Below are 23,695 nucleotides of genomic sequence, written 5' to 3'. Positions count from 1 at the left end.
AATTTTTCATTAGTCTTTTTGGATGATTGTTCCACTTTCAGACTCAATCAAAGCTCCAAGGTTTTCAAGTGATGTAATAACTGCTTTTCCTTCTGGGCGACCATTTACAAAGGCAATGGCAGCTTCCACCTTAGGAAGCATGCTTCCTGGTGCAAATTGGTCTTGTTTGATGTATTCTTCCAATTGAGCCACATTCACATGTTCCAATTTTGCTTGGTCTGGTTTGTTATAGTTCACAAAGACATAATCGACACCAGTCAAAACGATGAAGAGGTCTGCTTCTACTAATTCAGCCAAACGTTGAGAGGCGAAGTCTTTATCGATGACAGCTTCAACACCAGATAGGCTACCATCTGCTTCTTTCACAACTGGGATACCGCCACCACCGGCTGCCACAACGACTTGACCATCGTTCAACAAAGTACGGATGGTATTGATTTCTTTGATATCCACTGGTTTTGGTGAAGCAACGACTTTACGCCAGCCACGACCTGCATCTTCTTTGAAAGTTGCTCCTGTTTTTTCAGCTTCTGCTTTTGCTTCTTCTTCTGAGTAGAATGGACCGATTGGTTTGCTGAGGTTGACAAAAGCGGGGTCGTTCTTATCAACAACGACTTGTGTCACAACAGAAGCCACGTCTTTTTCGATTCCTTCTTCATGAAGAGCATTTTGAAGAGCATTTTGAAGCCAGTAGCCAATACTTCCTTCGGTCATAGCAACTAATGAATCAAGTGGGAAAGCAGGGTTCTTTTCAGAGTTTGCTGCCAAGTGTTGGAGCAAGAGGTTCCCTACTTGAGGACCATTTCCGTGAGTGATGATCAAGTCATCCCCATTTTTGATTAATTTGACTAAGTGTTTTGCTGTTTCTACAAGTGCTTCTTGTTGAGCTTGAGCAGAAGGATCAGATGAGAGAATAGCATTTCCTCCCAAAGCAACGACGATTTTTCTTGACATAAGTTTTCCCTTTCTATAAAAAATAGGGGCAGGACTAAAGCTAGCAGTCCAGCCCCTATAGCTGTTGGTATACGGTTATAAAGTCTTAAACTTTTGGAATGTACAAGTTACCAAGAGTAGCTGCCATAACCGCTTTGATGGTGTGCATACGGTTTTCAGCTTGGTCAAAGTGACGAGCATATTTGCTGCGGAACACTTCGTCAGTAACTTCCATTTCTTCTACGCCGAATTTTTCAGCAACATCTTTACCGTAAACAGTATTTGTATCGTGGAAGGCTGGCAAGCAGTGCAAGAAGATCAAGTCTTCGTTATCAGCTTTCTTAATCAAATCCATGTTTACTTGGTAAGGTTTCAAAAGGGCAACACGTTCTGCAAATTTATCTTCTTCACCCATTGATACCCAAACGTCAGTGTAAAGTACGTCTGCACCTTTCACTGCTTCGTCAGCATCTTCAGTGATCAAGATATGAGCGCCACTTTCTTTTGCAAATCCTTCTGCCAATTCAACGATTTCTTTTTCTGGGAAGAGTTCTTTTGGTGAGAAGATGTGTACGTTCACACCAAGGATAGCACCTGTTACAAGAAGGCTGTTCGCAACGTTGTTACGTCCATCACCACAGTATACAAGTGTCAAACCTTCAAGGCGTCCAAAGTTTTCTTGAACTGTCAAGTAGTCTGCAAGCATTTGAGTTGGGTGCCATTCGTCAGTCAAACCATTCCATACTGGAACACCTGAGAATTCAGCCAATTCTTCAACCATACGTTGGCTGAAACCACGGAATTCAATACCGTCAAACATACGTCCAAGAACTTTAGCAGTATCTTCTGTAGATTCTTTTTTACCAAGTTGGATGTCGTTTGCACCTAGATATTCTGGGTGAGCACCAAGGTCGATAGCTGCTGTTGTGAAGGCAGCACGAGTACGAGTTGAAGTTTTTTCAAACAAAAGCGCAATGTTTTTACCAGCAAGATAGTGGTGTTCAATGTTGCGTTTTTTAAGGTCTTTCAAGTGAGCTGAAAGTCCGATAAGGTATTCTAACTCTGCACGTGTAAAGTCTTTTTCTGCCAAGAAGCTACGTCCTTGGAACACTGAATTTGTCATTCTATTTGTCTCCTATTTTCTTTCTAGTATTGATCAGTAAGAAGGAAGAGCTGATCCCCAAAGACCAGCTCCCGGTCTTCTCTATTAGATTTCTTCACGTTCGAATGGCATTGACATACAACGAGGTCCACCACGACCGCGAACCAATTCACTTCCGCGGATCTTAATCAAACGAAGTCCGTATTCTTCTAATTTCTTGTTTGTGACTGTGTTACGGTCATATACAACTACCACACCAGGTGCGATTGTAAGAGTATTTGAACCGTCGTTCCATTGTTCACGAGCAGCTGCAACCACATTGCCATCACCACAAGGGATCAATGTAACTTTTTCAACACCAAGGTTTTCAGCAAGCAATTCAGCCAAATCACCTTTTTCTTCAACAATCTTCAATGCTTCATTTTCATATGTTACAGAGAAGACGCGAAGGTTGCCTTGGATTTCTGGGTGGATTGTGAATTTATCGTAGTCCACCATTGTGAATACTGTATCCAAGTGCATGAATTTACGGTTGTTTGCAAATTCGAAGGCCAATACTTTCTTGAAGCCAACGTTCTTCTTGAAGATGTTTACCAACAATTTTTCAATTGATGCAGCATCTGTACGTTGTGAGATACCAACTGCCAAGACATCTTTAGAAAGGACCAATTCGTCCCCACCTTCGATACGAGTATCTTCTTCACGGTTGTAGACAAGTTCAACTTCTCCACCGTAAACTGGGTGGTATTTGAAGATGTATTTACCATACAAAGTTTCACGGTTACGTGTATCAGCATACATGTGGTTCAATGATACTGCATTCCCAATTGTAGCAAATGGGTCACGTGTGAAGTACAAGTTTGGCATTGGATCAATCGCAAATGGGTAGTCAGATTCAACAAGGTCTGTCAAGCCTTTGTCAGCTTCAGGAATTTCTGGAAGCTCAGCTTTTTGGAAACCAGCCATTGTTTTTTCAACCAATTCTTGGTTGTCTTCAATACCACGAAGGATTTCGCGAATAGCGTTTTTAGTTTGGCGTCCACGAATGTTTGCTTCATCAAGATATTCTTCGATGAATTGTTCGCGAATTTCTGGAGTAGTCAATGACTCAGCTGCCAATTTTTCAAGATAAAGTACTTCGATTCCTTCGTTACGAAGCGCTTGAGCAAAATTGTCGTGTTCTTTTTGTGCATCTTCCAAGAATGGAATATCATCAAAAAGAAGACGCTCTAGATAGTCAGGCATCAAGTTTTCCAACTCTTTACCTGGACGGTGCAACATTACTTTTTTCAGTTTTCCAATTTCTGAGAAAACATGAATTGGTTTAGTTGACATCTGTCATCCTCCTTTTTTCTTTGAGCTTGTTCATAAGCTTTATTACAATTGTTATTATATTCTTTATTGGTACCGCTTTCACAAAGGATTCTACTTTTTGAATGCAAAGAATTTGGCGTTTTTTTGAATCTTTCCTATTTTTTAGTTAATATGAAGCGTTTTCTTTGCATATTTTGTCTTTTATATTATTTTTATGAATATATATTTTTTTGTAAAAAATAAAAAAAGATCAGCAAATTAGTTGATCTCTTCAAAACTCTTTAAAAAGTAGGCTGTATCTAGAAAAGTTAGTAGTTTTCTCTCATACTGGATCTTATGAGAATCAATGAGTTTCTTTAAAACTTGATTGACAGTTTCTCTAGTTGTGGCTGCTAATTTGGCCATTTCCTTCATACTAATTGGAAATGGGAGTTGATTTCCAAGGCTTTCATAGTCCTTGCACAGAATGGCTAAGGATTGAATCACGCGCTCACTGGCACTAGCTGTCACGACATTACGCAAGCGCAACTCTTGAAATTCTAGGATGGAGGAGAGCTTTCTCATAATAAAGAGCAACTGCTCCTTACTCTCTTGGGCATATAATTCATAAAGATTGACGGGAATTACGAAACAACGCAAATCCGTCACCGCACTAGCTGTATAGTGGTAACGCTCATCCTGGAACATCCCACCATAAGGGAACAGAGCCCCCTTCTTTATATAATCCATATAGGAGAATTGGTCCGACGAATCAAATTGCTCAATACGGGCAAAGCCTTTTACCAGAAGAAAAATGCGCTCCCGCTTATCTCCTGCATAAAATAAAATTTGTCCCTTAGGGATATCCCTGGCATGAATTTCAACAGCTAATTTATCAAATAGCTCCACTGGTAGCGCAGAAAAGGCTGGATGCGAGCGGAGCAACTGGTAATCTTCCTTTGTAATCATGTCTATACTTCCTCTTATTACTATTAGTAGTATAACATACTTTTTATAGAAAAGGGAACGAAGTCTCTTAAGAACAGAAAAGTAATTCGAAACACCAAGTCATTTTCACGATACTTTGTTAGAAGAAAAGGCCTGAGCAACCCTCAGACCTTTTGTCGATTATTCATTCATATTGACACGATGCCATTCATTGATAACATAAGCCAATTGTCCCAATTGATAAAGACCAACGCCACTGATTTCAGAACTTTCTGGAGTCGTACCTCCAAGTCCTGCAGTGTAGATAGCAACCAAATAAGGAGTCGATTCACGGACAATCGCATCCACATTAAGTGCTTCAGCAACATATCCTGGTTTTTGTTGAATCACCAAATCTGGCAAGAATTTTTTATAGTACTCACCTGGGAAAGACTCCCCGATCAGTTCTAGTAAATCTGCATATTTTTCTTGATGATTCCAAAGATATTCTAAGACATGGATGTAATAATCCGTTGTCGTTTTATTGTCTTCGCTAAAGGTTTTGACTTCTGGTGAACGGGATTGACCATAGCGACTGAATAACTTGCGTGCTTGCTCCATCCCCCCTAAACGATCTGCCAAGGCATAGGCTGGGGTATTTTCAGAGTAAACCAATGAATAGCGCTGCATATCAGGGATAGACATAGCTCCATCAAAGGCAGCAACATAATTGTCATGCTCTCCTACATATTCATAGTAGGTATTGGTAATGTCAAACCGGTCTGTTAAATTGAGTTTGCCCTTTGCGACTTCATCCACCACCAACATGTTCAAGGGTAGCTTATAGGTACTACCTGCCGTCATTGGTTGAAGATCATTCATGGCAAATTGCTCTCCAGTAATGGCATTGCGATACGTGAAAGCAACTTGTGACGGATCAATTCCACTTTCCGCTAGGAAATCCTGAACAACCTCTACCAAGCCTTTATTAGCATAATCATAGACAAGGCCATAAGCACTCATCGTTTCCATGTCTGCATCTACTACTGCTTGCTTAGCTTCAGGAGATTTGACACGCGGTTTTTTCGTCTCAGGGGTAGACTTTTCGATATCTTGTTCTTTTGCTTCTTTTGTTTTCTTTGCTTTTTTTTCAATTGCTGATGCTGTCGGTTGCGTAAGATGCAAGTAGCCCAGTGCGCTTGTTCCCACTAAGCACAATAAAATACTGACCGCAATCATGATCGAGCGTAGATTAAAATATTTTTTCATACGAGATTAATTATAAAAGATTCTACTGAAAATAACAAGAATTATCAGAAAGAGAAAACGGTTTCTTTTTAAAAAGTTTTTTTCTTTTCATAAAAGGCTTATTTCCGTTTAAAGGAGCCCATAATCAGCTTAGCGATCTCACGCGCAATCGTCCGGAATAAGGAACTCAAGAAGGAATCTTTTGCCTTTTCAAGACTAGATTTTCTTGGACGACCTGGACTACGTTTTTGCTCTGCTTTTTCCGCCGCAGCTCGTTCTTTTTCTGCGTCTTTTTGCTCTTCTTCTTGTGCTTCCTTGCTTGCTTTAGCTGCTAATTTTTCATAGGCAGATTCCCGATCAATCGTCGTCGCATACTTTTGATGGAAAGGCGATGTCGTGATTAAGGCCAATTGTTCACTTTCATTTAAGAGGTCAAAACTCGATTGAGGAGAGAGAATATAAGCACGCTCAACCACACTAGGTTGCCCCTTCTCATTCAGGAAAGAAACCAAGGCTTCCCCTGTCCCTAATTCTGTGATCACTGTTTCTGTATCAAAGTCTGGATTCGGACGAAAACTTTGGGCAGCCACCTTGATGGCCTTCATTTCTTTTGGTGTATAAGCTCGAAGAGCATGTTGTACACGATTTCCAAGCTGTGCCAAAACAGATTCTGGTAGATCTTGAGGATTTTGGGTAATAAAGTAAATCCCTACACCCTTAGAACGAATCAGGCGCACGACTTGCTCGACCTTCTCAAGAAAGAGCTTGCTTGCATCCTTAAAGAGGAGATGGGCTTCATCAAAGAAGAAAACCAGTTTTGGCTTTTCGGGATCCCCAACCTCGGGAAGTGTTTCAAAGAGACGAGACAACATCCAAATTAAAAAGGTTGAATACAATTTTGGTGAATGAAAGAGCTTTGTAGCCGAAAGAATATTGATATACCCACGCCCTGATGCATCGAGTTGCATAAAGTCATTTAAATCAAGTGCGGGCTCTCCGAAAAACTGATCCGCTCCTTCTTCTTCAAGAACCAAGAGGCTTCTTTGGATCGCACCGACAGATTGTTTGGTGATATTACCATATTGGGCAGAATAGTCTGAGCTGTGTTCATAGACTTCCTTTAAAAGGCTTTGCAGGTCCTTCAAATCAAGCAAGGGCCAATCTTTCTCTTGAGCCACTTTAAAGACAATTGCAAGAATTCCTGATTGAGTTTCATTCAAATCAAGTAGACGAGAAAGAAGCAATGACCCCATTCCTTCGACAGTCGCACGAACAGGATGACCAGCTTGGCCAAAGACATCCCACAATCGAACAGGGAAGGCTTGCGGCTCAAACGGATCTGTGAGACCAAGCAGTTTGTAGCGTTCTTCCAGTTTTGGAGTCCATTGCCCCGCTTTGGCTAAACCAGATAAATCTCCCTTGATATCAGCTAGAAAGACCGGAATGCCCTCTTTGCTTAATTTTTCTGTGAGGACCTTGAGGGTAACTGTTTTCCCTGTCCCTGTTGCTCCTGCAATCAAGCCATGACGATTCAACATCCGTAAATAGATAGGCGTTTCAACGGCTCCTTTGGTAATGGTAATACTAGTCATTTCGTTTCTCCCTGAATGTTTCAGTTTTCATTTTAACGGTCATCTTTTCCTTGCCTAGGCCCTTCAAACTGGGCTTCTGATAAGTAAGACACACTCCTATTAGTGTATCATTTTCCTGTCTAAACGCAAGAAATTATACTCCGATTTTCCGGATACAAACAAAAAAATCTATAAGAGCCAATTGTCGCTCTTATAGATTCCTTTATTTTATTATTTTGCTGCTGCAAACAAGTCATTAACTTTATTCCAGTTGATCACTGAGAAGAAAGCTTTAATGTAGTCAGGACGTACGTTACGGTATTTCACGTAGTAAGCATGTTCCCAAACATCCAAACCAAGGATTGGTGTTTTTCCTTCAGAGATTGGTGTATCTTGGTTTGCTGTTGAAGTGACTTCAAGTTTACCTTCTTTGTTGACAACCAACCATGCCCAGCCAGAACCAAAACGTGTCGTTGCTGCTGCTGTGAAGGCTGCTTTGAAGTCTTCAAATGAACCAAATGTGGCATCAATAGCTGCAGCAAGTTCTGCTGAAGGAGCTGTTTGTTCTGGAGTCATCAATTCCCAGAAAAGAGCGTGGTTCAAATGACCACCACCATTGTTGATCACAGCTTGGCGAATGTCAGCTGGAATGGATTCAACATTAGCTAACAAGCTTTCAAGGTCTTCTCCAATTTCAGGATGTTTTTCAAGAGCTGCATTCACATTGTTTACATATGTTTGATGGTGTTTATCATGGTGCAAATGCATGGTTTCTTCATCGATATAAGGTTCCAATGCATCATAAGCATATGGTAATTCTGGTAAAATGATAGCCATTTTATGGTCCTCTTTTCTTTATTACTGATTTGATGATAACGCAAACAGCTAAATTATTCAACTAATCTGCTTGCAATTTCATTCATGTTTAGACGCTATTTGCCACTTTCAACAGGGCCAAATCAAATAAGTAGTCTTTATCATACGTTCCACTTTTAATTGCATAATCCGTCTCGATGAAGGTCATCATGGCCTGCTTCAAAAAGGACAGGGAAAGCTTACGGCTATCCCGTAAGGCAAACTTCACCTGATATGGATTGACCTTGCGTCCTGACAACTCCGACAAGCTCGCTACGATTTGGTTTTCGGATTGGCCTTCTTCTGAAAATATTTTTACTTGAGAAAACATTCGGAATTGCCCCAAAAGAATAGCAATCAATTTTATTTCATCTTCTCCTTGTAAGCGGAGATCTTTCACCAAATTCCGAGCTTGATCGATTTGGCGTTTGAGAATCATTTGGGTCAGATCAAAAATATTATCTTGCAAGGTTTTGGGAACAACCTCCTCAATATCTTCGAGGGTAATCTGACCATCCTCTTTATAAGCCTGCAAAAGAGCGAGATTCTTCTGTAACTCTCCAAAATCATAGCCAGATTTTAAGAGTAGTTGGTCCAAGGAATCGCCCACAAATTGCAGGCCCAATTCTTGGGCTTGGCTTGCAAAATAGCGCTTTACCTCTTGCTCTTTAGGAGTCGCCGCTTCAATGATTTGGGCATCCCGTTTTAGGAGTTTGACCAAGCGACGCTTACTATCTAATTTTCCTTCTGCAATGATCACCAAACGGGTCGATTCAGAAGGATTTTCCAGATAACTTTCAAATTGCTTTAGTTCTTCATCGGTTAAATAGCGTTTTTTGGTAGTCGTCAGATCCAACAAGTGATCCAAAATCACAATTTTTTTATCAGCGAAAAAGGGAAGACTGACCAAATCCAGCTCTACCTCAGCATAGGAGGCTTCCTTCATATCAAAATAAGAATAATTCAAATCTGAGGGATCATAGCCTATTTTTTTTAAAATGTCTTTTTTTAACCATTCAAATTGACCTACATCCTCGCCTGTCAAGACAAGAATAGAAGGCAGAGTTTGAACCGTCAGATGTTTAGTGTCGGTAATTGCTTGCATGAAACTCTCTTATCTCTATCAGTCTAGTGTATTTCGTGTTCAGCAACCATTTTTTGTTCCAATGGTGGTTTTTCGTCGGACAAATCTGGAGCTGCTACAAAATTAGGAATTTGCTCAAACGAGTTGCCTCCAAAGCTTCCTTCTGTCGCTGTAACCTGTGGTTCAGAAGTTACTCCCATAGGAGTTTCTACTGGTCGTGGGAAGGTATTTTTTCCTGGAAGCATCATGAGAATCAGGAGAGAAATAACTGTAATCACCCAAAGAAATAGGAAAATATCTAGCCCTGACAATAAATAGAGTAAAACCGGACCAAGGTTCAAAAAGATCCAAGACCAATGGATCCCAGCATCCCGTAAGCGACGCACACAAATGGCTTGACTGGGTACTAAAATGAGGAAGTAAAAGAATGCTAAGAAAGCGAGTGCCCATAGACCTGTTTTAGAATGAACAGTTGAAAAATTGAATATTTCTTGAGCATTTTGATGGGATAAAGAAGTCACGATGTAAAAAACCCAAAGAGGCAAAGAAATCAGGAAATTCCAGAAAAAAGCTAGCCAAAAATGAGCTCGACTGGTCTTACTTGAAAAATCTGCATACTGTATCCAAAATTGCTTAAATGCGTTCATACGATTCTACCTTTACATTGATTTCACCTTCTATAATAGCAATTTTCAGCATAGAAAGCAAACCTCTCCTCATCTCTAGCGGACCGTTTCTACCCTCCAATGATCCCACCCAATCAAGCGAATCGCTCCTCTTTCATCGGTACGAAGGTAAGAAATGGATCGTTCCTCTAAACGATCAAGCAATTCTTTATGAGGATGCTGGTAGCGATTTTTCTTTCCAACGGAGATTAAGGCCAATTGAGGATGTAGCTGATCCAAAAATACATCACTAGAGGAACCTTTCGATCCGTGGTGGCCTACTTTCAAGACATCCACTTGTAATTGGGGATAGTTTCCCAATAGTTTTTTCTCCCCAGCTTCTTCCAGATCACCTGTAAACAAAAACCGTTTCTGATAAAACTGCCCATAGAGGACAATCGAATCATTATTTTTGCCATCCCCCACTTCATCAGGAGATAGGACTTCGAGATGATGATCAAAAATAGGAAGTTGATCCCCTCTCTGGACTACTTTAACTGGACTATGAAGCTGTTTCAATTTCTCTTGAAATTTGGAACTAGTTAGACTGCCTGGACTGACATACACTTTTTTAACCGGGATTTGTCTGGCAACCTCTAGCATATCGCCCATATGGTCCTGATCTGTATGGGTCAAGACCAAAGCATCGAGTTTTCCAACACCTCGACTCTTGAGATAGGGAATCAAGGTTTTATCCGCATTGGCAGATTGACTGCGCTCTTGCCACTTGTCTCCACTTTTAAAAGTGACGCGTCCTCCGACATCAATCAAAATGGTCCTTCCTTTCCAATCGCGTAAAAAGATACTGTCTCCTTGACCGATATCCACCATGGTGATCTCATTTTCTAAAGGATGCTTGGTCCAACAAAAGATGACTAGAATCATACCGATGAACAGAAAACGAAGGTTCTTTTGCTTTCGAAGATCATATAAGGTCCCTAAAAGAAGTAAGAGGACGATCAGAGCTAATCCCGTCGGTTGACCAAATACCAACGGTAGCGACGTGAGCTTTGAGATCCAACGAATACACTCCTCTATGAGTAGAAAGAAACTATTAAAAATCGTAAGCGGCTTTAGAATCGATAAGATAAACAGCACTGTTAACCCTGGAAGGAGAACAAGATCAAACAAGAAAGAAAATAGGAAGGTTAATGGGAGTGACCATGGTTGAAAGACACTAAAATAATAGGTCAAAAGCGGCAAGATCCCCAGACTAATCCAGAAACTTTCCACTAGCACCTTTTTAATTCCTGAATAAGAATTAGTATCTACCAAGGTCAAAATAAAGGCATAGGCACAACTCAAGACGCCTCCAGCTGTCAGGAGAAACTTAGGCATGAGAATCATTAAGAGCATCAAGGTCATCGCCATATTTTCCATCCCTCGGATGCCCTTTTGAGAGAGGATTTTTTGTAAGAGACTGCGAACGACTGAAACAGAAAAACCTGTCAAGCCAGCATAGATCAAAGAGATTGGAAGCATCCAGATATCGACTGTTTCTTGCAAGATTCCTAGACGTAAGAGAGCTTTTCGGATCCCATTGATGAAAAAGCCGACCTGCATCCCAGACAAGGCAAACAAATGAATAATTCCTAAACTCGTGTAAAGCTGATCCATCTCCTCGAAATCCGTATCTAAATAACCAAAAAGAAGGCCGGTCATATACTGGTTCATTGGCTGTGGAAAGTGCTCCTTGCTCCAAACAATGGCTTGGCGCCTCCATTGAGATAGCCAATCGAAAACATTCCACGTTTGGATGGGAAGCGCAGATTGGATCGTTTCAATTCTAATTTGGTGATATATTCCCTGAGTCTTCAAATAAGCTCGATAGTCAAAACCTCTAAAATTTCGCTGCCCTTCTGGCTCTTCTATGACACCCTTATACGTCAACTCCAACAAGTGAGTTTGACCTTGCCACTGCTGTTTTTCTTTCTCAGATTTCAAGGTGTAAAAAACTTGGTAGGTACTACCCTGATCTTTAGCACGAAAAGACAGGGCATCTCCATTAACCTTGATGGTATCTGGGATCAGATGTAAATGGGCTGGGGAGCGACTTTCGACTTGTTTTGGATGATCCTGGGCTCTCTGAAAAACAAAGAAGGTCGCAAAACAAAGAGTTGCTAAAGCAAGACGCAACAAACTTGAGCGATCCTCCTTATAGTGATGAACCACTAAACATATCACCACTACTAGACCGCTGATCGAAAGCCAAGATGGTTGATAAACACTAAAATACAACCAAAGAAGTAAAAAAGCGAGGTGTACAAGCGAAAAAGGGAGCTCTTTAATCCACCGTGAAAGCATCTCTTAGTTTCTCCAGTGTTTTCTCCCCGATTCCTGAAACATTTTTAAGATCATCCACTGATCGAAAAGGGCCATTTGCGTCGCGATAGGCGATAATGTCCTGGGCTCGTTTCTGACCAATGCCTGATACCGTCTGGAGCTCTGACTCGGTCGCTCGATTTAAATGGACCTTGCCTGTTTTTTCTGCTGATGCTGACGAAGTTGCAGGACTTTCTGAACTTCCAAGTGCTGGAACATCCTCCCCTTCTTTGGCAACATAAATCACTGCTTCATCAGAGAGTTTTTGCGCCAAATTGACCGATTGGCTATTGGCTTCAGCAGTCATTCCACCCGCCTTATGAATGGCATCGTGGACTCTGCTATCAGAGCGCAACTCATAGACACCCGGTTGTTTGACAGCCCCTTTGACATCGACCGTAATGATCTCGGGAGCATCAGACACTGAAGCAGCCGGCTTTTCTTCTCTTGAACTAGAAGCAGATGTCTTTTCTTTGCTCGAAGTTGAACGGGAAGTCTGATAGAGATCCGGTATTGTTGATGTACTCGACTGAGGTCGATGGAAAAGGAAATACCCTCCAAGTAAGAGTCCGATAGCTGTAAGTGCTAAAAAGAGCTTATATTCTTTGATTTTTTCAATCATATCTTCCATAAAAAGCCTCCTCTCACTATTATTATTCGTAAAAATAAAAAAAAACTGAGAAAATTCTCAGTTTTTTATTTGTTTTTTCGATGTTTGTCCGGATCCCATACAAAGCTGGCTAGGTAACTAAAGAGCAAGGTCAAGATGCCCACGACTAAGACAAGAGGAATCAAAAGGATTTTTAACAAACGAATCAAGATAAACGGTTTTGTTGGGGTGTTGATCGCTTGCGCTTCCGCATCCAAACGGTCAAACTCCTCTTGAATACGACGGGCAACTTCTGCCACTCCTTCGTCATTCATCTTTTTAATATCCGAAATATCAATCGGATGTCCGAAGTTCATATCAATACGTTCACCCGTTGCCAACCCTTTCAAGTCTCTTGGACCAGTATAAGTCACTGGCATGATACGGACCTTAGCCATTTTGGCAATGATAGCAACACCGCCTTTGACGTCTTGAGAATGACGGCTTCCACTTGGGAACATAATCAAGGAACGGTTGCTCTTTTTCAGCATATTGACAGGATACTTAATAGCTTCTGCTCCCGGATTTTCACGGTCGATCGGAAAAGCACCACACATGCGAATCCACCAGCCAAAAATACGATTGGTAAAGAGCTCTTTTTTTGCCATAAAGATAAATTGCTTTGGCTTGGTCGCGAAGGCCATATAGACCGGATCCCACCAAGTCCGGTGAGGGGATACCAAGATGTAGTTCTCTTCCCGATCTGGAATATTGTCCTTATGATGGTAATGGGCATTCCCATTTAAAACCCAAAGAATAAAGGCAACAAGGCCCCGTAAATAGGTGTAAAACATAGTTGTTCCTCAAATCCATTTCATTAATCTTTACAAGATATTCCATCCTGTAAAAGGTTCTTTCTTATTATACCGTATCCTGATTTTGACCGCAAACCTTTTTTAGATAAAAATTGACTCAGCGGACCGATTCTAGATAGTCTTTTTCTCAAAAAAATGATATCATATTGTCTATGGAAACGAATGATTTAAAGGGCTTGTCCCTCAGTGAAGTCCGTAAGAAAATGGATCGCGGACAAACCAATGATTTTACAACGAATACAAGTACCAGTACCTGGCAAATCATCAAGCGCAACGTCTTCACCTTGTTTAATACCTTAAACTTTGTGATTGCCGTAGCCTTGGCTGCTGTACAGGCCTGGAGCAATATGATCTTTTTCGCGGTCATTTGCTTCAATGCCATTACAGGGATCATGACCGAGATGCGCGCCAAGCGGATGATTGATAAACTCAACCTCATGAGTCGTGAGCTAGTGACTGTCATTCGTGATGGGGAAAAAGATGCGATTCCACCAGAGAAGCTTGTCCTAGGTGATCTAATGCTTCTGTCTTCGGGTGAGCAGATCCCTAGTGATGCTGAAGTCATGTCCGGTATTGCAGAAGCCAATGAGGCTATGCTGACTGGTGAGAGTGACCTGGTCTTAAAAGAAGTTGGTGATGAACTGCTTTCTGGAAGTTTTATCGCAAGTGGTCAAGTCTATGCCCGTGTCAAGCGAGTTGGGGCAAACAACTATGCCAACAAACTGATGATGGAAGCCAAAACCTTGAAGCCTATCAATTCGCGTATTCTCTATAATTTAGCGAAAATCTCTAGCTTTACTGGGAAAATTATCATCCCATTTGGCCTTGCCCTCTTCTTTGAAGCATTGTTGATCAAGATGCTACCGATCAAGGATTCTGTCGTGAATTCTTCCACAGCTCTCTTGGGAATGTTGCCAAAAGGAATTGCCCTACTGACGGTTACGTCTCTTTTGACGGCGGTTATTAAGCTCGGTATGCGCAAGGTTCTTGTTCAAGAAATGTATTCAGTGGAAACCCTGGCGCGTGTGGATACCTTGTGTCTAGATAAGACCGGGACCATCACTCAAGGGAAGATGACAGTCGAAGCTCTCCATAGCTTATCCGAGCATTTTTCTGAGGAAACGATCCAGGTCATCCTCTCTGCTTACATGCAAAATAGCGAGGACACCAATCCTACTGCTCAAGCTATTCGCAAGGCTTATGGGGAGTTGGAACATGCTTATACTGCGGAAAACATTATTCCTTTCTCAAGTGATCGAAAATGGGGAGCCATGCACCTATCCAACCTTGGAACCGTCTTTCTCGGTGCTCCTGAAATGCTCCTTAAAGAAAATCCAGCTGCTGTCGTCGAAGCACAAGCTCGTGGATCGCGCGTGCTCGTATTGGCACATAGTTCAGAACTAATCAGCATGCAGGAATTGAAACTGCCTGAAAATCTTGAAGGGATTGCCGTTATTGAGATTACAGACCCCATTCGTGAAGGGGCTTCAGATACTCTTGAGTATATGCGCTCTCAAGGAGTGGATCTAAAAATCATATCCGGTGACAACCCTGTAACGGTTTCTTATATCGCTCAACAAGCTGGCTTCAAAAATTATGAGAACTACGTCGATTGTTCAAAAATTTCTGATGATCAATTAGTGGATCAAGCAGAAGAAACAGCCATCTTTGGACGCGTGTCTCCTCACCAGAAAAAACTGCTCATCCAAACCTTGAAAGCAGCTGGTCGGACGACTGCTATGACAGGAGATGGAGTCAATGATATCCTTGCTCTTCGTGAAGCAGACTGCTCCATCGTAATGGCTGAAGGAGATCCTGCAACCCGTCAAATTGCAAATATTGTTCTTTTGAACTCTGACTTTAATGATGTTCCAGAAATTCTATTCGAAGGTCGTCGTGTGGTCAATAACATTGGACGAATCGCTCCGATCTTCTTCATCAAAACGATTTATTCCTTCCTCTTGGCTATTATCTGTATCGCCAGTGCCCTTTTCTTCAACGTCAATTATTTGCTGATTTTTCCATTCATCCCTATTCAAATCACCTTGATTGACCAATTTGTTGAAGGATTCCCACCATTTGTGTTGACCTTTGAACGCAATATCAAACCGGTTGAAAAACACTTCTTAAGACGTTCCCTTCTGTTAGCCTTACCAAGCGCCTTGATGGTCGTCTTTAGCGTCTTGTTCATTCGCCTTTGGGGAGCAAGCCATGGTTGGTCTGCAGCCGATATGTCTACTGTATCCTACTACTTACTTGGATCCATCGGTTTCCTATCCGTTATCCGTGCTTGCCTGCCACTAAATATCTGGCGGGCCCTCCTCATCATCTTCTCTGTAGTAGGATTCTACGCATCTGCGGTCGTGTTGAAAAACTTGATCGAGATTTCCCTCCTTACAACCACTACTTTCCCAGTTTATCTGGCATTGATGGCTATCTTTACAGGAGTCTTTATCCTCACTACGATTCTCCAAAAATATGAATTTGATTAAAAAAAGTTGAGAGTAAAAACTCTCAACTTTTTATGTTTTATCGATCTTTCCCCAAGCCTCTTTTCATGCTATAATAGAGCCATGACAGATATCGAATTAAAAGACGGTGAGCGCGTCAACCAACTCTTTTCAAGTGATGTAAAAATCATACAAAATCGGGAAGTTTTTAGTTACTCCGTGGATAGCGTCCTGCTCTCACGCTTTCCAAAATTGCCCAAGCGGGGCTTGATCGTAGATCTCTGCGCGGGAAATGGGGCTGTGGGACTCTTTGCGAGCACTCGGACAGAAGCTCAGATTATTGGTGTTGAAATTCAGGAACGTCTGGCGGATATGGCTACCCGCTCCATTACTCTCAATGATTTGAACCCGCAAATGTCCATGATCACCGATGACCTCAAGCATTTGCCTCAACATATCAAGGGCAGTAAGGTGGATATCATCCTTTGCAATCCCCCTTATTTCAAGGTTGATGAGCATTCCAATCTCAATGAGAGTGAACACTACCTCTTAGCCCGGCATGAAATTACCACCAATTTAGATGAGATTTGCCATGTGGCCCAGCGGGTTCTCAAATCAAATGGTCGCTTAGCGATGGTCCATCGTCCAGATCGCTTTTTGGATATCATCGAAACCATGAAGCGCTATAATCTTGCACCTAAGCGGATCCAGTTTGTCTATCCAAAAGTGACCAAAGAGGCGAATATGTTATTGATTGAGGCGATCAAGGATGGCTCACTGGATGGGTTAAAAATTCTGCCTCCTCTCTTTATTCACAATGAAGATGGCAGCTATACAGATGAGATTCATGAGATCTACTATGGAAACTAAGGCTTACATGTATGTTTTAGAGTGTGCGGATGGCTCTCTCTACACTGGCTATACCACGGATGTCGAAAAACGCCTGAAGACTCACAATGCTGGAAAAGGAGCCAAATACACACGGGCTCGCCTCCCCGTTAAACTTCTTTACAAAGAATCCTATCCAGATAAACCCTCTGCGATGTCTGCCGAAGCTCTCTTTAAAAAGAAATCGCGCCAAGCAAAACTAAACTATATCAAAAAGAACCGTCGGACTCCATAGTCCAACGGTTTTTCATTTACAAAATGGTGATACGGTACTGGTGACTCCGTGTCTCTTGAGGGTCCAACTGGATCACACCTTTTTTGTCTTCGAAGAAATCGCCCTCTTCTGCAGATGTGGAAATACCTGTCCAAGGCTCTAAGGCAATGAAGGGGCCCTTGTTATTAGTAGACCAAAGGACCAGATTTTCAAAATCTGCAAAATCAAATTCCAAACCTTTACCTGATTTTTTCGAGATAAGCTTCACAGATTTAGAGGCTAACTGATCTAAAATAATGGCATCTTTTTCAAATAGTTCATGTCGCAAAGGTAGGCTACGCTTATGATCAAAAAATGGCGTCCGCTGCAGGCGATCGACCAATCCAGTTTCTGTGAACAAGAGAGGGACGCTACAGGTTTCTTCTTTTTCAAAAATCAACTCGTAGTCTTCATAGTCTTCATCTGCTAAAAGGGGACAATAAAAGGCTGGATGCCCTCCAATGAAATAAGGCATGACTTGATCAGACTCTAGATTTTGTACACGATAGGTGATGGTGATTTCTTTCCCTTGTAGTTCATAAACGATTTCAACTCGAAAATGGTAGGGATAATTTTGCAGGCTCTCTTCGTTAGAGGTGATTTCAAAGACAAGACGATGGTCTGTTTGTTCTTTAAGTTCAAACTCTCTCTTGCGAATGAGGCCGTGTCTTGGTAGCTGACCTGTCTTCACTCCATCTTTTAGATGATACTGTACTTGGCCATTACGAACGCTCCCGCAAATCGGAAACAGAACCGGCGCTTGTCCTGACCAATACTCTGGATCCCCTTGCCAGAGATATTCTATGCCTTCTTTACTTCGAATGGAGCTCAATTCCCCTCCAAATGTCTTAAAGTGTACTTCTAGATCATCATTTTTTAATGCAATCACCATGGACGCCACCTCTTTATAATTAATATAGTTATCATATTCATTATAACCTTTTAGCTAAGATTGTCAATTTTTATCTTTTTAGTTAAAAATTTTTAAAAAAAATAAGAAAAAACCTTGACAAGGCTTGGAAATAATTGTAGACTTAATATGTTAACAGAAATATCCCATTTTAGGAATCCATTCTTTCTGTTGTCTGACTTTTTTGGATGCTCCTTATCATGATACATTTTTTCTAAAAGAGTCAGTTATCATTTAGGTCTCCTTATAAATATACAAGGGTTAACAGCTGGTTAACCCTTGTATTTTTTATTTTTCATATAAAAAAACGGTCTAGCAATAGACCGTTCCTTCGGACTTATTTATCCCCTTTATTGCGGATGACAAATCCATTTTTCTTTTCATTGGAAGTACGATGAGGACGTTTGTTGCCTTTGCCTTCAAAGTCTCGGCTATTTTTATTGGACTTGCGTTTGAAATCACGGCGTCCACCTTCACGGTCATCTCTGCGATTTCGGTCACGGCGTTGGTCTCCACGACGGCCATTTCCACGGCCACCTTTTCCTTTTCCACCAAAGCCACCACCGGATGGTTTAAACGGCAATGGTTTTTCACGCGCAATTTCAACTTCTGGAAGGCTGTCTGGATCTTGAACGGTCAAGCTCAAAATATACATAGCCAATTCTTCAGGAGTGAATGCTGCAGCCAATTTGCGAGCATCCTTGCCAAACTTCTCAAAGTTGGTCCGGATTTTTTCATCTTCAAAATCTCGCTCAATTTTCTTCAGTGCTACTTGTTTTTTCGCTTGGAAGGCTTCTTCTGCTGTTGCAGGTTTCATTCCCTTCATCCGCTTTTTGGTCAAGTTCTCAATGATTTGCAAATAGCCCATTTCATTTGGCGATACAAAGGTAATGGATTGCCCTGTTTTCCCAGCACGACCTGTCCGTCCGATCCGGTGAACATAGCTTTCTGGATCTTGTGGAATATCGTAGTTGTAGACATGGGTCACACCTGAAATATCCAAGCCACGTGCCGCAACGTCTGTTGCTACCAAGACGTCCAAGTTCCCATTTTTAAAGTCACGAAGTACACGAAGACGTTTGTTTTGATCCAAATCTCCGTGAATTCCTTCTGCACGGAAGCCACGAATCTTCAAGCCACGCGTCAATTCATCGACCCGGCGTTTGGTCCGACCAAAGACGATGGCAAGTTCAGGCTGCTCGACATCCATCAATCGAGTCAAGGTATCAAACTTTTCGCCTTCTTTGACACGAATATAGTATTGATCGACCAAATCAGTTGTCAATTCTTTGGCCGCAATCTTAACGTGTTCGGGTTCTTTCATAAACTGAACACCAATGCGTTTGATGGCTTCTGGCATCGTTGCTGAAAAGAGAAGAGTTTGACGTGTTTCTGGAACACGGCTAATGATAGCTTCGATATCTTCCAAAAAGCCCATGTTGAGCATTTCATCTGCTTCGTCCAAGATCAAGGTTTCAATATGATTAAGTTTCAAGGCCTTGCGCTTGATCAAATCTAGCAAGCGTCCAGGGGTTCCCACAACGATATGAGCACCTGACTTCAAGGCTTTAATTTGCTTTTCAATGCTTGATCCACCATAGACAGAGCGGACTTTAACACCCTTGCTGCGTCCAAAACGGAAGAGTTCTTCCTGACTTTGAACCGCCAACTCACGCGTTGGGGCAATAACAAGAGCTTGGATCACAGTATTATCGACATCAATCTTCTCCAAAGTTGGAAGACCAAAAGCAGCCGTTTTACCGGTCCCTGTTTGCGCTTGGCCGATGACATCTTTTCCTTCAAGGGCCAAAGGAATAGTTTGTTCTTGGATGGGGCTTGCTTCTACAAAGCCAGCTTTTTCGATTTCTGCTAATAATTCAGCAGATAAGTTAAATTCATTGAATTTCAATTCTTTCTTCTTTCTAAAAAGTGGTGCGAAGCCACTTTATCAAACTTCTTTCAATGCGAATACGCACTGATTGCATAGGAAGTCATCTTCCCGGTTACCTGTCGCAAGACTCATCTAAAGAAAAACTAGTCCGTCTGTTTAAGACTACATTTTCTTTAGAGAAAAATGTTTTGCGTCCTAACGGATGTTGTTGACTAGAATCGTTTTTTCAAACAAATAGGCAACATGATCCTATTTGCGGGAGTCTTCTTTCGAACAGAAGCCTTCCATCTGTTCAGTCTCCCCACCATTTCTCTCATACAAGTTTGCAACTTATCTAGTATAACATAATGAAGAGGCAAATGATAGTCAAAGGAGATTAATTTTATTTTTTAGGAAAAAATCCTGGATCGCTTGAAATCAGAAAAGTGACGCAAATCCTAGCCAGGACTGGTTTTCTTCTTGCGACCATTTCATATACTTCATCATTGGAGTATAAAAAAATCGGAAAACTTTTATTTTTTGGTAACTCTTATCTTGCGTTTTTACAAATAAATATGTATAATACAGTTAGTATCTAAAATATTTCTGTATAAAGAAATAGGATCATTTTATCTGATTCAACGATTTATTCTAAGTTCTGATTTATTTAGAACCACTCAGTACTATTAAATCTACTCCTACTATTTCCAAGAAGATTTTGTACAGTCGATGAACTATTCACACTGCCCCTTCTTTGGAGAGGAGGGCAGGTGTCTAGATGGTTCCTATTTCTCAGATTATTCTAGATACGAAGAGGCTCGGATTTCTCCAAGCCTCTTTTTTTTATCTTTTTTTCACAATCCAACGCATGACCTTTGCCAAAATGAGCCATAATATAAAGCTACATAGGGATACATAGATCCAAGCATTGGGATCCTCTGTCATAGGAAGAGGGATATTCATTCCGAAGAAACCGGTGATAACGGCTAAGACCGCCAACAAGGCTTCAAAGATGGTTAGGGTTGTCAAGTTGTCATTCAAGTTGTTGTTTAGGATATTGTTGTATGATCCAGACAACTGCTGTAAGACATTGGAAATCAACTCGGTCATTGAAACCAACTGACGCGCTTCGATCATGGCATCATCAAACTGCTCTTTTTCAACATCATTCATCCTGCGATAAATGACATGTGCTTTGATATGTTCTAGCAACATCCGATTTTGCTTGGCTGCCGCGACCAGATACACCATACCGGTCTCAAGGTCAGACAGGGCATAAAGATTCTTTGTCGTCGTTGTCTTTCGAAGCAAACGATTGAGTTCATCTTTGTGCTTATCTAAGCGATCAATAATCGGATAATAAGCATTACTGATCATTTCAAGACCTGCAAAAAGCAACTTATAGATCGACAGCTCCTCATGGCTTTCCAAATAACGAACCATTTGTTCAATGATATAGGCATTGTCCTGGTTACTGATGGTCACGAGTCGCGTATCTTGAACGATAAAGGTCATGGGGATGGTTTCGTAGTATTCCTTGTCCTTTTCTAAATCCAATACATTGTAGATAAAGGTGATCGTTCCGTTTTCTCGATTGTAATCCATATGGGCACGTTCGTTCTTATCCATCGCGTACTCAATGGTTTCTTTGTCAATATCGTATTTTTTATAAAGATATGAATTTTCAGCAATCAAATCCGAGTCGATATTGATCCATTTCCGATCTTGACCCAATTGTTTATCGATAAACATTCCGTCTCCTTTCTCAACTGTTCTCTATCAACATGATTTTTTATTTAAAGACCGCACTGGCTAATGCTTGCTGGATTTCAATGACACTGTTGTCACTCTTGAATTGTAAAACTTCTGAAGGTTCCACTGCTGAAGAGACCCAGATTTTTAATTCAGCATCCAAATCAAAATGACCGGAAGTTTCTACTGAAAATCGAGAGATGGAGCGATAAGGAAGGGATTTGTAGGAAGTTTTCTTTCCTGTTACTCCTTGCTTATCCACCAAGATCAAACGAAACTCTGTAAAGACGATTAAATCACGAATCAAGCTAAAAGCAAGTGTGACTTGCTCTCCCGGCACCAAGATATCTTCCAGATCTCTTTCTACTTTATCAACATTCTTTTGAGAGGCATTGCCCATCAAACCACTTAGTAATCCCATAGTTTCTCCTTTATAAGCGAAAACGGGTAGATTTTCGTCTTCTTATTCTATTGTTATGGATCGGTTTTGAATCGTTCCTTATCCCATCTTTTCTTCCAACTCAACGTCAGGATACTTGTCCGCAAACCAACGGAGGGCAAAGTCATTTTCAAAGAGGAAGACTGGCTGGTCAAAGCGATCCTTGGCCAAGATGTTTCGGCTTGAAGACATGCGCTCATCTAAGTCTTCTGGTTTGATCCAACGAACGGTCTTTTTACCCATTGGGCTCATGACCACTTCTGCATTGTATTCATTTTCCATCCGGTGTTTGAAGACTTCAAACTGAAGTTGTCCAACCGCACCTAACATGTATTCACCTGTTTGGTAGTTGGTATAGAGCTGGATAGCTCCTTCTTGCACCAATTGCTCAATCCCTTTGTGGAAGGATTTTTGCTTCATGACGTTCTTGGCAGATACCTTCATGAAAATTTCAGGCGTAAAGGTTGGCAGTGGTTCAAATTCGAACTTGTTTTTACCAACTGTCAGCGTATCTCCAACCTGATAAGTCCCTGTATCGTAGACCCCGATGATGTCTCCTGCTACGGCATTGCTGACATTCTCACGGCTTTCGGCCATAAACTGAGTGACGTTAGAGAGTTTCGCTCCCTTACCAGTACGAGGCAGATTAACACTCATGCCCCGCTCAAACTCACCCGATACAATCCGCACAAAGGCAATCCGGTCACGGTGACGAGGGTCCATATTGGCTTGAATTTTAAAGACAAAGCCTGAGAAATCCTTGTCGTAAGGATCCACTATTTCTCCATCGGTCTTCTTGTGGCCGTGTGGTTCTGGAGCAAACTTGAGGAAAGTCTCCAAGAAAGTCTGCACCCCAAAGTTCGTCAAAGCGGATCCAAAGAAGACTGGTGTTAATTCACCCGCAAGGATGGCTTCTTCTGAGAATTCATTTCCAGCTTCTTGCAAGAGTTCGATATCGTCTTTCACTTGTTCGTAGAAGGGGTTATTAGCAAAGAGCTTGTCTCCGTCTTCTAGACTTGCAAAGCGCTCGTTCCCTTTGTAGAGTTCCAAACGTTGGTTATAAAGGTCATAGAGTCCCTCAAAGGCTTTCCCCATCCCAATCGGCCAGTTCATCGGGTAACTTGCGATACCCAAGACCTCTTCCAATTCTTGCAAGAGATCCAGTGGCTCGCGACCGTCACGGTCCAGCTTGTTCATAAAGGTAAAGACTGGAATGCCACGGTGTTTCACAACCTCAAACAATTTCTTGGTTTGGGCCTCGATACCCTTGGCAGAGTCCACCACCATGACGGCAGCATCCACTGCCATCAAGGTCCGATAAGTATCTTCTGAAAAGTCCTCGTGCCCTGGGGTATCAAGGATGTTGACCCGTTTTCCATCATAGTCAAACTGCATGACAGATGAAGTTACCGAAATCCCACGTTGTTTTTCGATATCCATCCAGTCAGACTTGGCAAAGTTTCCTGTTTTCTTTCCTTTTACAGTACCAGCTTCCCGAATCTCTCCCCCAAAATAGAGCAACTGCTCTGTAATCGTCGTTTTACCAGCATCCGGGTGGGAGATGATGGCAAAGGTACGGCGTTTTTTAATTTCTTCTTGTACGTTCATATTCCTAATTCTTTCTCTTCTTATTTTTTGATAAATTTACAAATTCATCTCTACATCGGAT

Annotated in this window: 20 protein-coding genes; 3 read left to right on the top strand and 17 right to left on the bottom strand. The window is 41.6% G+C overall.

Features of this window, described 5'->3' with window-relative positions; all coding sequences use genetic code 11:
- Positions 1-9 precede the first annotated feature (9 nt).
- From arcC to NMM13_RS04635, 12 genes are all read right to left on the bottom strand, one after another.
- A complete protein-coding gene (gene arcC, locus NMM13_RS04690) occupies positions 10-954 on the bottom strand; it encodes a carbamate kinase (RefSeq protein ID WP_049490504.1) in 945 nt (314 codons plus the stop codon).
- A gap of 85 nt (positions 955-1,039) precedes the next feature.
- Positions 1,040-2,056: an ornithine carbamoyltransferase gene (gene argF / locus NMM13_RS04685; protein WP_003006350.1), complete on the bottom strand. Its 1,017-nt coding sequence runs from the start codon at positions 2,054-2,056 to the stop codon at positions 1,040-1,042.
- A gap of 84 nt (positions 2,057-2,140) precedes the next feature.
- Positions 2,141-3,370, bottom strand: coding sequence for an arginine deiminase (gene arcA, locus NMM13_RS04680; RefSeq protein WP_254727839.1), 1,230 nt, complete (start codon positions 3,368-3,370; stop codon positions 2,141-2,143).
- A gap of 237 nt (positions 3,371-3,607) precedes the next feature.
- Entirely contained in the window at positions 3,608-4,297 is a 690-nt protein-coding gene (locus NMM13_RS04675; RefSeq protein ID WP_254727841.1) for a Crp/Fnr family transcriptional regulator, read from the bottom strand.
- A 159-nt stretch (positions 4,298-4,456) separates the two neighbouring features.
- Positions 4,457-5,524, bottom strand: coding sequence for a serine hydrolase (locus NMM13_RS04670; RefSeq protein ID WP_037599267.1), 1,068 nt, complete (start codon positions 5,522-5,524; stop codon positions 4,457-4,459).
- 98 nt (positions 5,525-5,622) lie between these two features.
- Positions 5,623-7,095, bottom strand: coding sequence for a helicase HerA-like domain-containing protein (locus NMM13_RS04665; RefSeq protein ID WP_254727843.1), 1,473 nt, complete (start codon positions 7,093-7,095; stop codon positions 5,623-5,625).
- A 210-nt stretch (positions 7,096-7,305) separates the two neighbouring features.
- The gene (gene sodA / locus NMM13_RS04660) at positions 7,306-7,911 is read right to left on the bottom strand and encodes a superoxide dismutase SodA (protein WP_061455362.1); all 606 of its coding nucleotides are present in this window, start codon (positions 7,909-7,911) and stop codon (positions 7,306-7,308) included.
- An 88-nt stretch (positions 7,912-7,999) separates the two neighbouring features.
- On the bottom strand, positions 8,000-9,034 hold the full coding sequence (gene holA, locus NMM13_RS04655) for a DNA polymerase III subunit delta (protein ID WP_070595131.1): 1,035 nt from the start codon (positions 9,032-9,034) through the stop codon (positions 8,000-8,002).
- 23 nt (positions 9,035-9,057) lie between these two features.
- Positions 9,058-9,660, bottom strand: a complete 603-nt coding sequence (locus tag NMM13_RS04650) for a DUF805 domain-containing protein (protein ID WP_070595129.1) — start codon at positions 9,658-9,660, stop codon at positions 9,058-9,060.
- A 75-nt stretch (positions 9,661-9,735) separates the two neighbouring features.
- On the bottom strand, positions 9,736-11,982 hold the full coding sequence (locus NMM13_RS04645; RefSeq protein ID WP_070595127.1) for a DNA internalization-related competence protein ComEC/Rec2: 2,247 nt from the start codon (positions 11,980-11,982) through the stop codon (positions 9,736-9,738).
- A complete protein-coding gene (locus NMM13_RS04640; protein WP_254727845.1) occupies positions 11,963-12,631 on the bottom strand; it encodes a helix-hairpin-helix domain-containing protein in 669 nt (222 codons plus the stop codon). The genes NMM13_RS04645 and NMM13_RS04640 overlap by 20 nt, the downstream gene beginning before the upstream one ends.
- A 65-nt stretch (positions 12,632-12,696) precedes the next feature.
- The gene (locus NMM13_RS04635; RefSeq protein WP_003006324.1) at positions 12,697-13,443 is read right to left on the bottom strand and encodes a 1-acyl-sn-glycerol-3-phosphate acyltransferase; all 747 of its coding nucleotides are present in this window, start codon (positions 13,441-13,443) and stop codon (positions 12,697-12,699) included.
- A gap of 173 nt (positions 13,444-13,616) precedes the next feature.
- Here NMM13_RS04635 and NMM13_RS04630 point away from each other — a divergent pair, with 173 nt between their 5' ends.
- The 3 genes from NMM13_RS04630 to NMM13_RS04620 all read left to right on the top strand — a co-directional run bounded on the left by NMM13_RS04630 (position 13,617) and on the right by NMM13_RS04620 (position 17,037).
- Positions 13,617-15,956, top strand: a complete 2,340-nt coding sequence (locus NMM13_RS04630; protein WP_254727847.1) for a cation-translocating P-type ATPase — start codon at positions 13,617-13,619, stop codon at positions 15,954-15,956.
- A gap of 81 nt (positions 15,957-16,037) precedes the next feature.
- Positions 16,038-16,784 (top strand): tRNA1(Val) (adenine(37)-N6)-methyltransferase, encoded by a 747-nt coding sequence (locus tag NMM13_RS04625; RefSeq protein WP_254727849.1) that lies wholly within the window; start codon positions 16,038-16,040, stop codon positions 16,782-16,784.
- Positions 16,774-17,037 carry a GIY-YIG nuclease family protein gene (locus NMM13_RS04620; protein ID WP_049472126.1) on the top strand — a complete coding sequence of 88 codons (264 nt, stop codon included), beginning with the start codon at positions 16,774-16,776 and terminating at the stop codon, positions 17,035-17,037. The genes NMM13_RS04625 and NMM13_RS04620 overlap by 11 nt, the downstream gene beginning before the upstream one ends.
- 16 nt (positions 17,038-17,053) lie before the next feature.
- On the opposite strand, the gene NMM13_RS04615 is transcribed toward NMM13_RS04620, so the two are convergent.
- The 5 genes from NMM13_RS04615 to NMM13_RS04595 form a co-directional block, all read right to left on the bottom strand.
- Entirely contained in the window at positions 17,054-17,947 is an 894-nt protein-coding gene (locus NMM13_RS04615; protein WP_254727851.1) for an aldose 1-epimerase family protein, read from the bottom strand.
- 355 nt (positions 17,948-18,302) lie between these two features.
- Positions 18,303-19,874 carry a DEAD/DEAH box helicase gene (locus tag NMM13_RS04610; protein ID WP_254727853.1) on the bottom strand — a complete coding sequence of 524 codons (1,572 nt, stop codon included), beginning with the start codon at positions 19,872-19,874 and terminating at the stop codon, positions 18,303-18,305.
- 804 nt (positions 19,875-20,678) lie between these two features.
- Positions 20,679-21,587, bottom strand: a complete 909-nt coding sequence (locus NMM13_RS04605; protein ID WP_070666301.1) for a magnesium transporter CorA family protein — start codon at positions 21,585-21,587, stop codon at positions 20,679-20,681.
- Between the two features lie 40 nt (positions 21,588-21,627).
- On the bottom strand, positions 21,628-22,008 hold the full coding sequence (locus NMM13_RS04600; protein ID WP_003015210.1) for a PH domain-containing protein: 381 nt from the start codon (positions 22,006-22,008) through the stop codon (positions 21,628-21,630).
- A gap of 78 nt (positions 22,009-22,086) precedes the next feature.
- The gene (locus NMM13_RS04595; protein ID WP_254727855.1) at positions 22,087-23,634 is read right to left on the bottom strand and encodes a peptide chain release factor 3; all 1,548 of its coding nucleotides are present in this window, start codon (positions 23,632-23,634) and stop codon (positions 22,087-22,089) included.
- Positions 23,635-23,695: the final 61 nt, after the last annotated feature.

This window comes from Streptococcus sp. CF8_St5-11 (genome assembly GCF_024295625.1).
GTDB lineage: Bacteria > Bacillota > Bacilli > Lactobacillales > Streptococcaceae > Streptococcus.
This window is presented reverse-complemented; position numbering and strand designations above follow the sequence as displayed.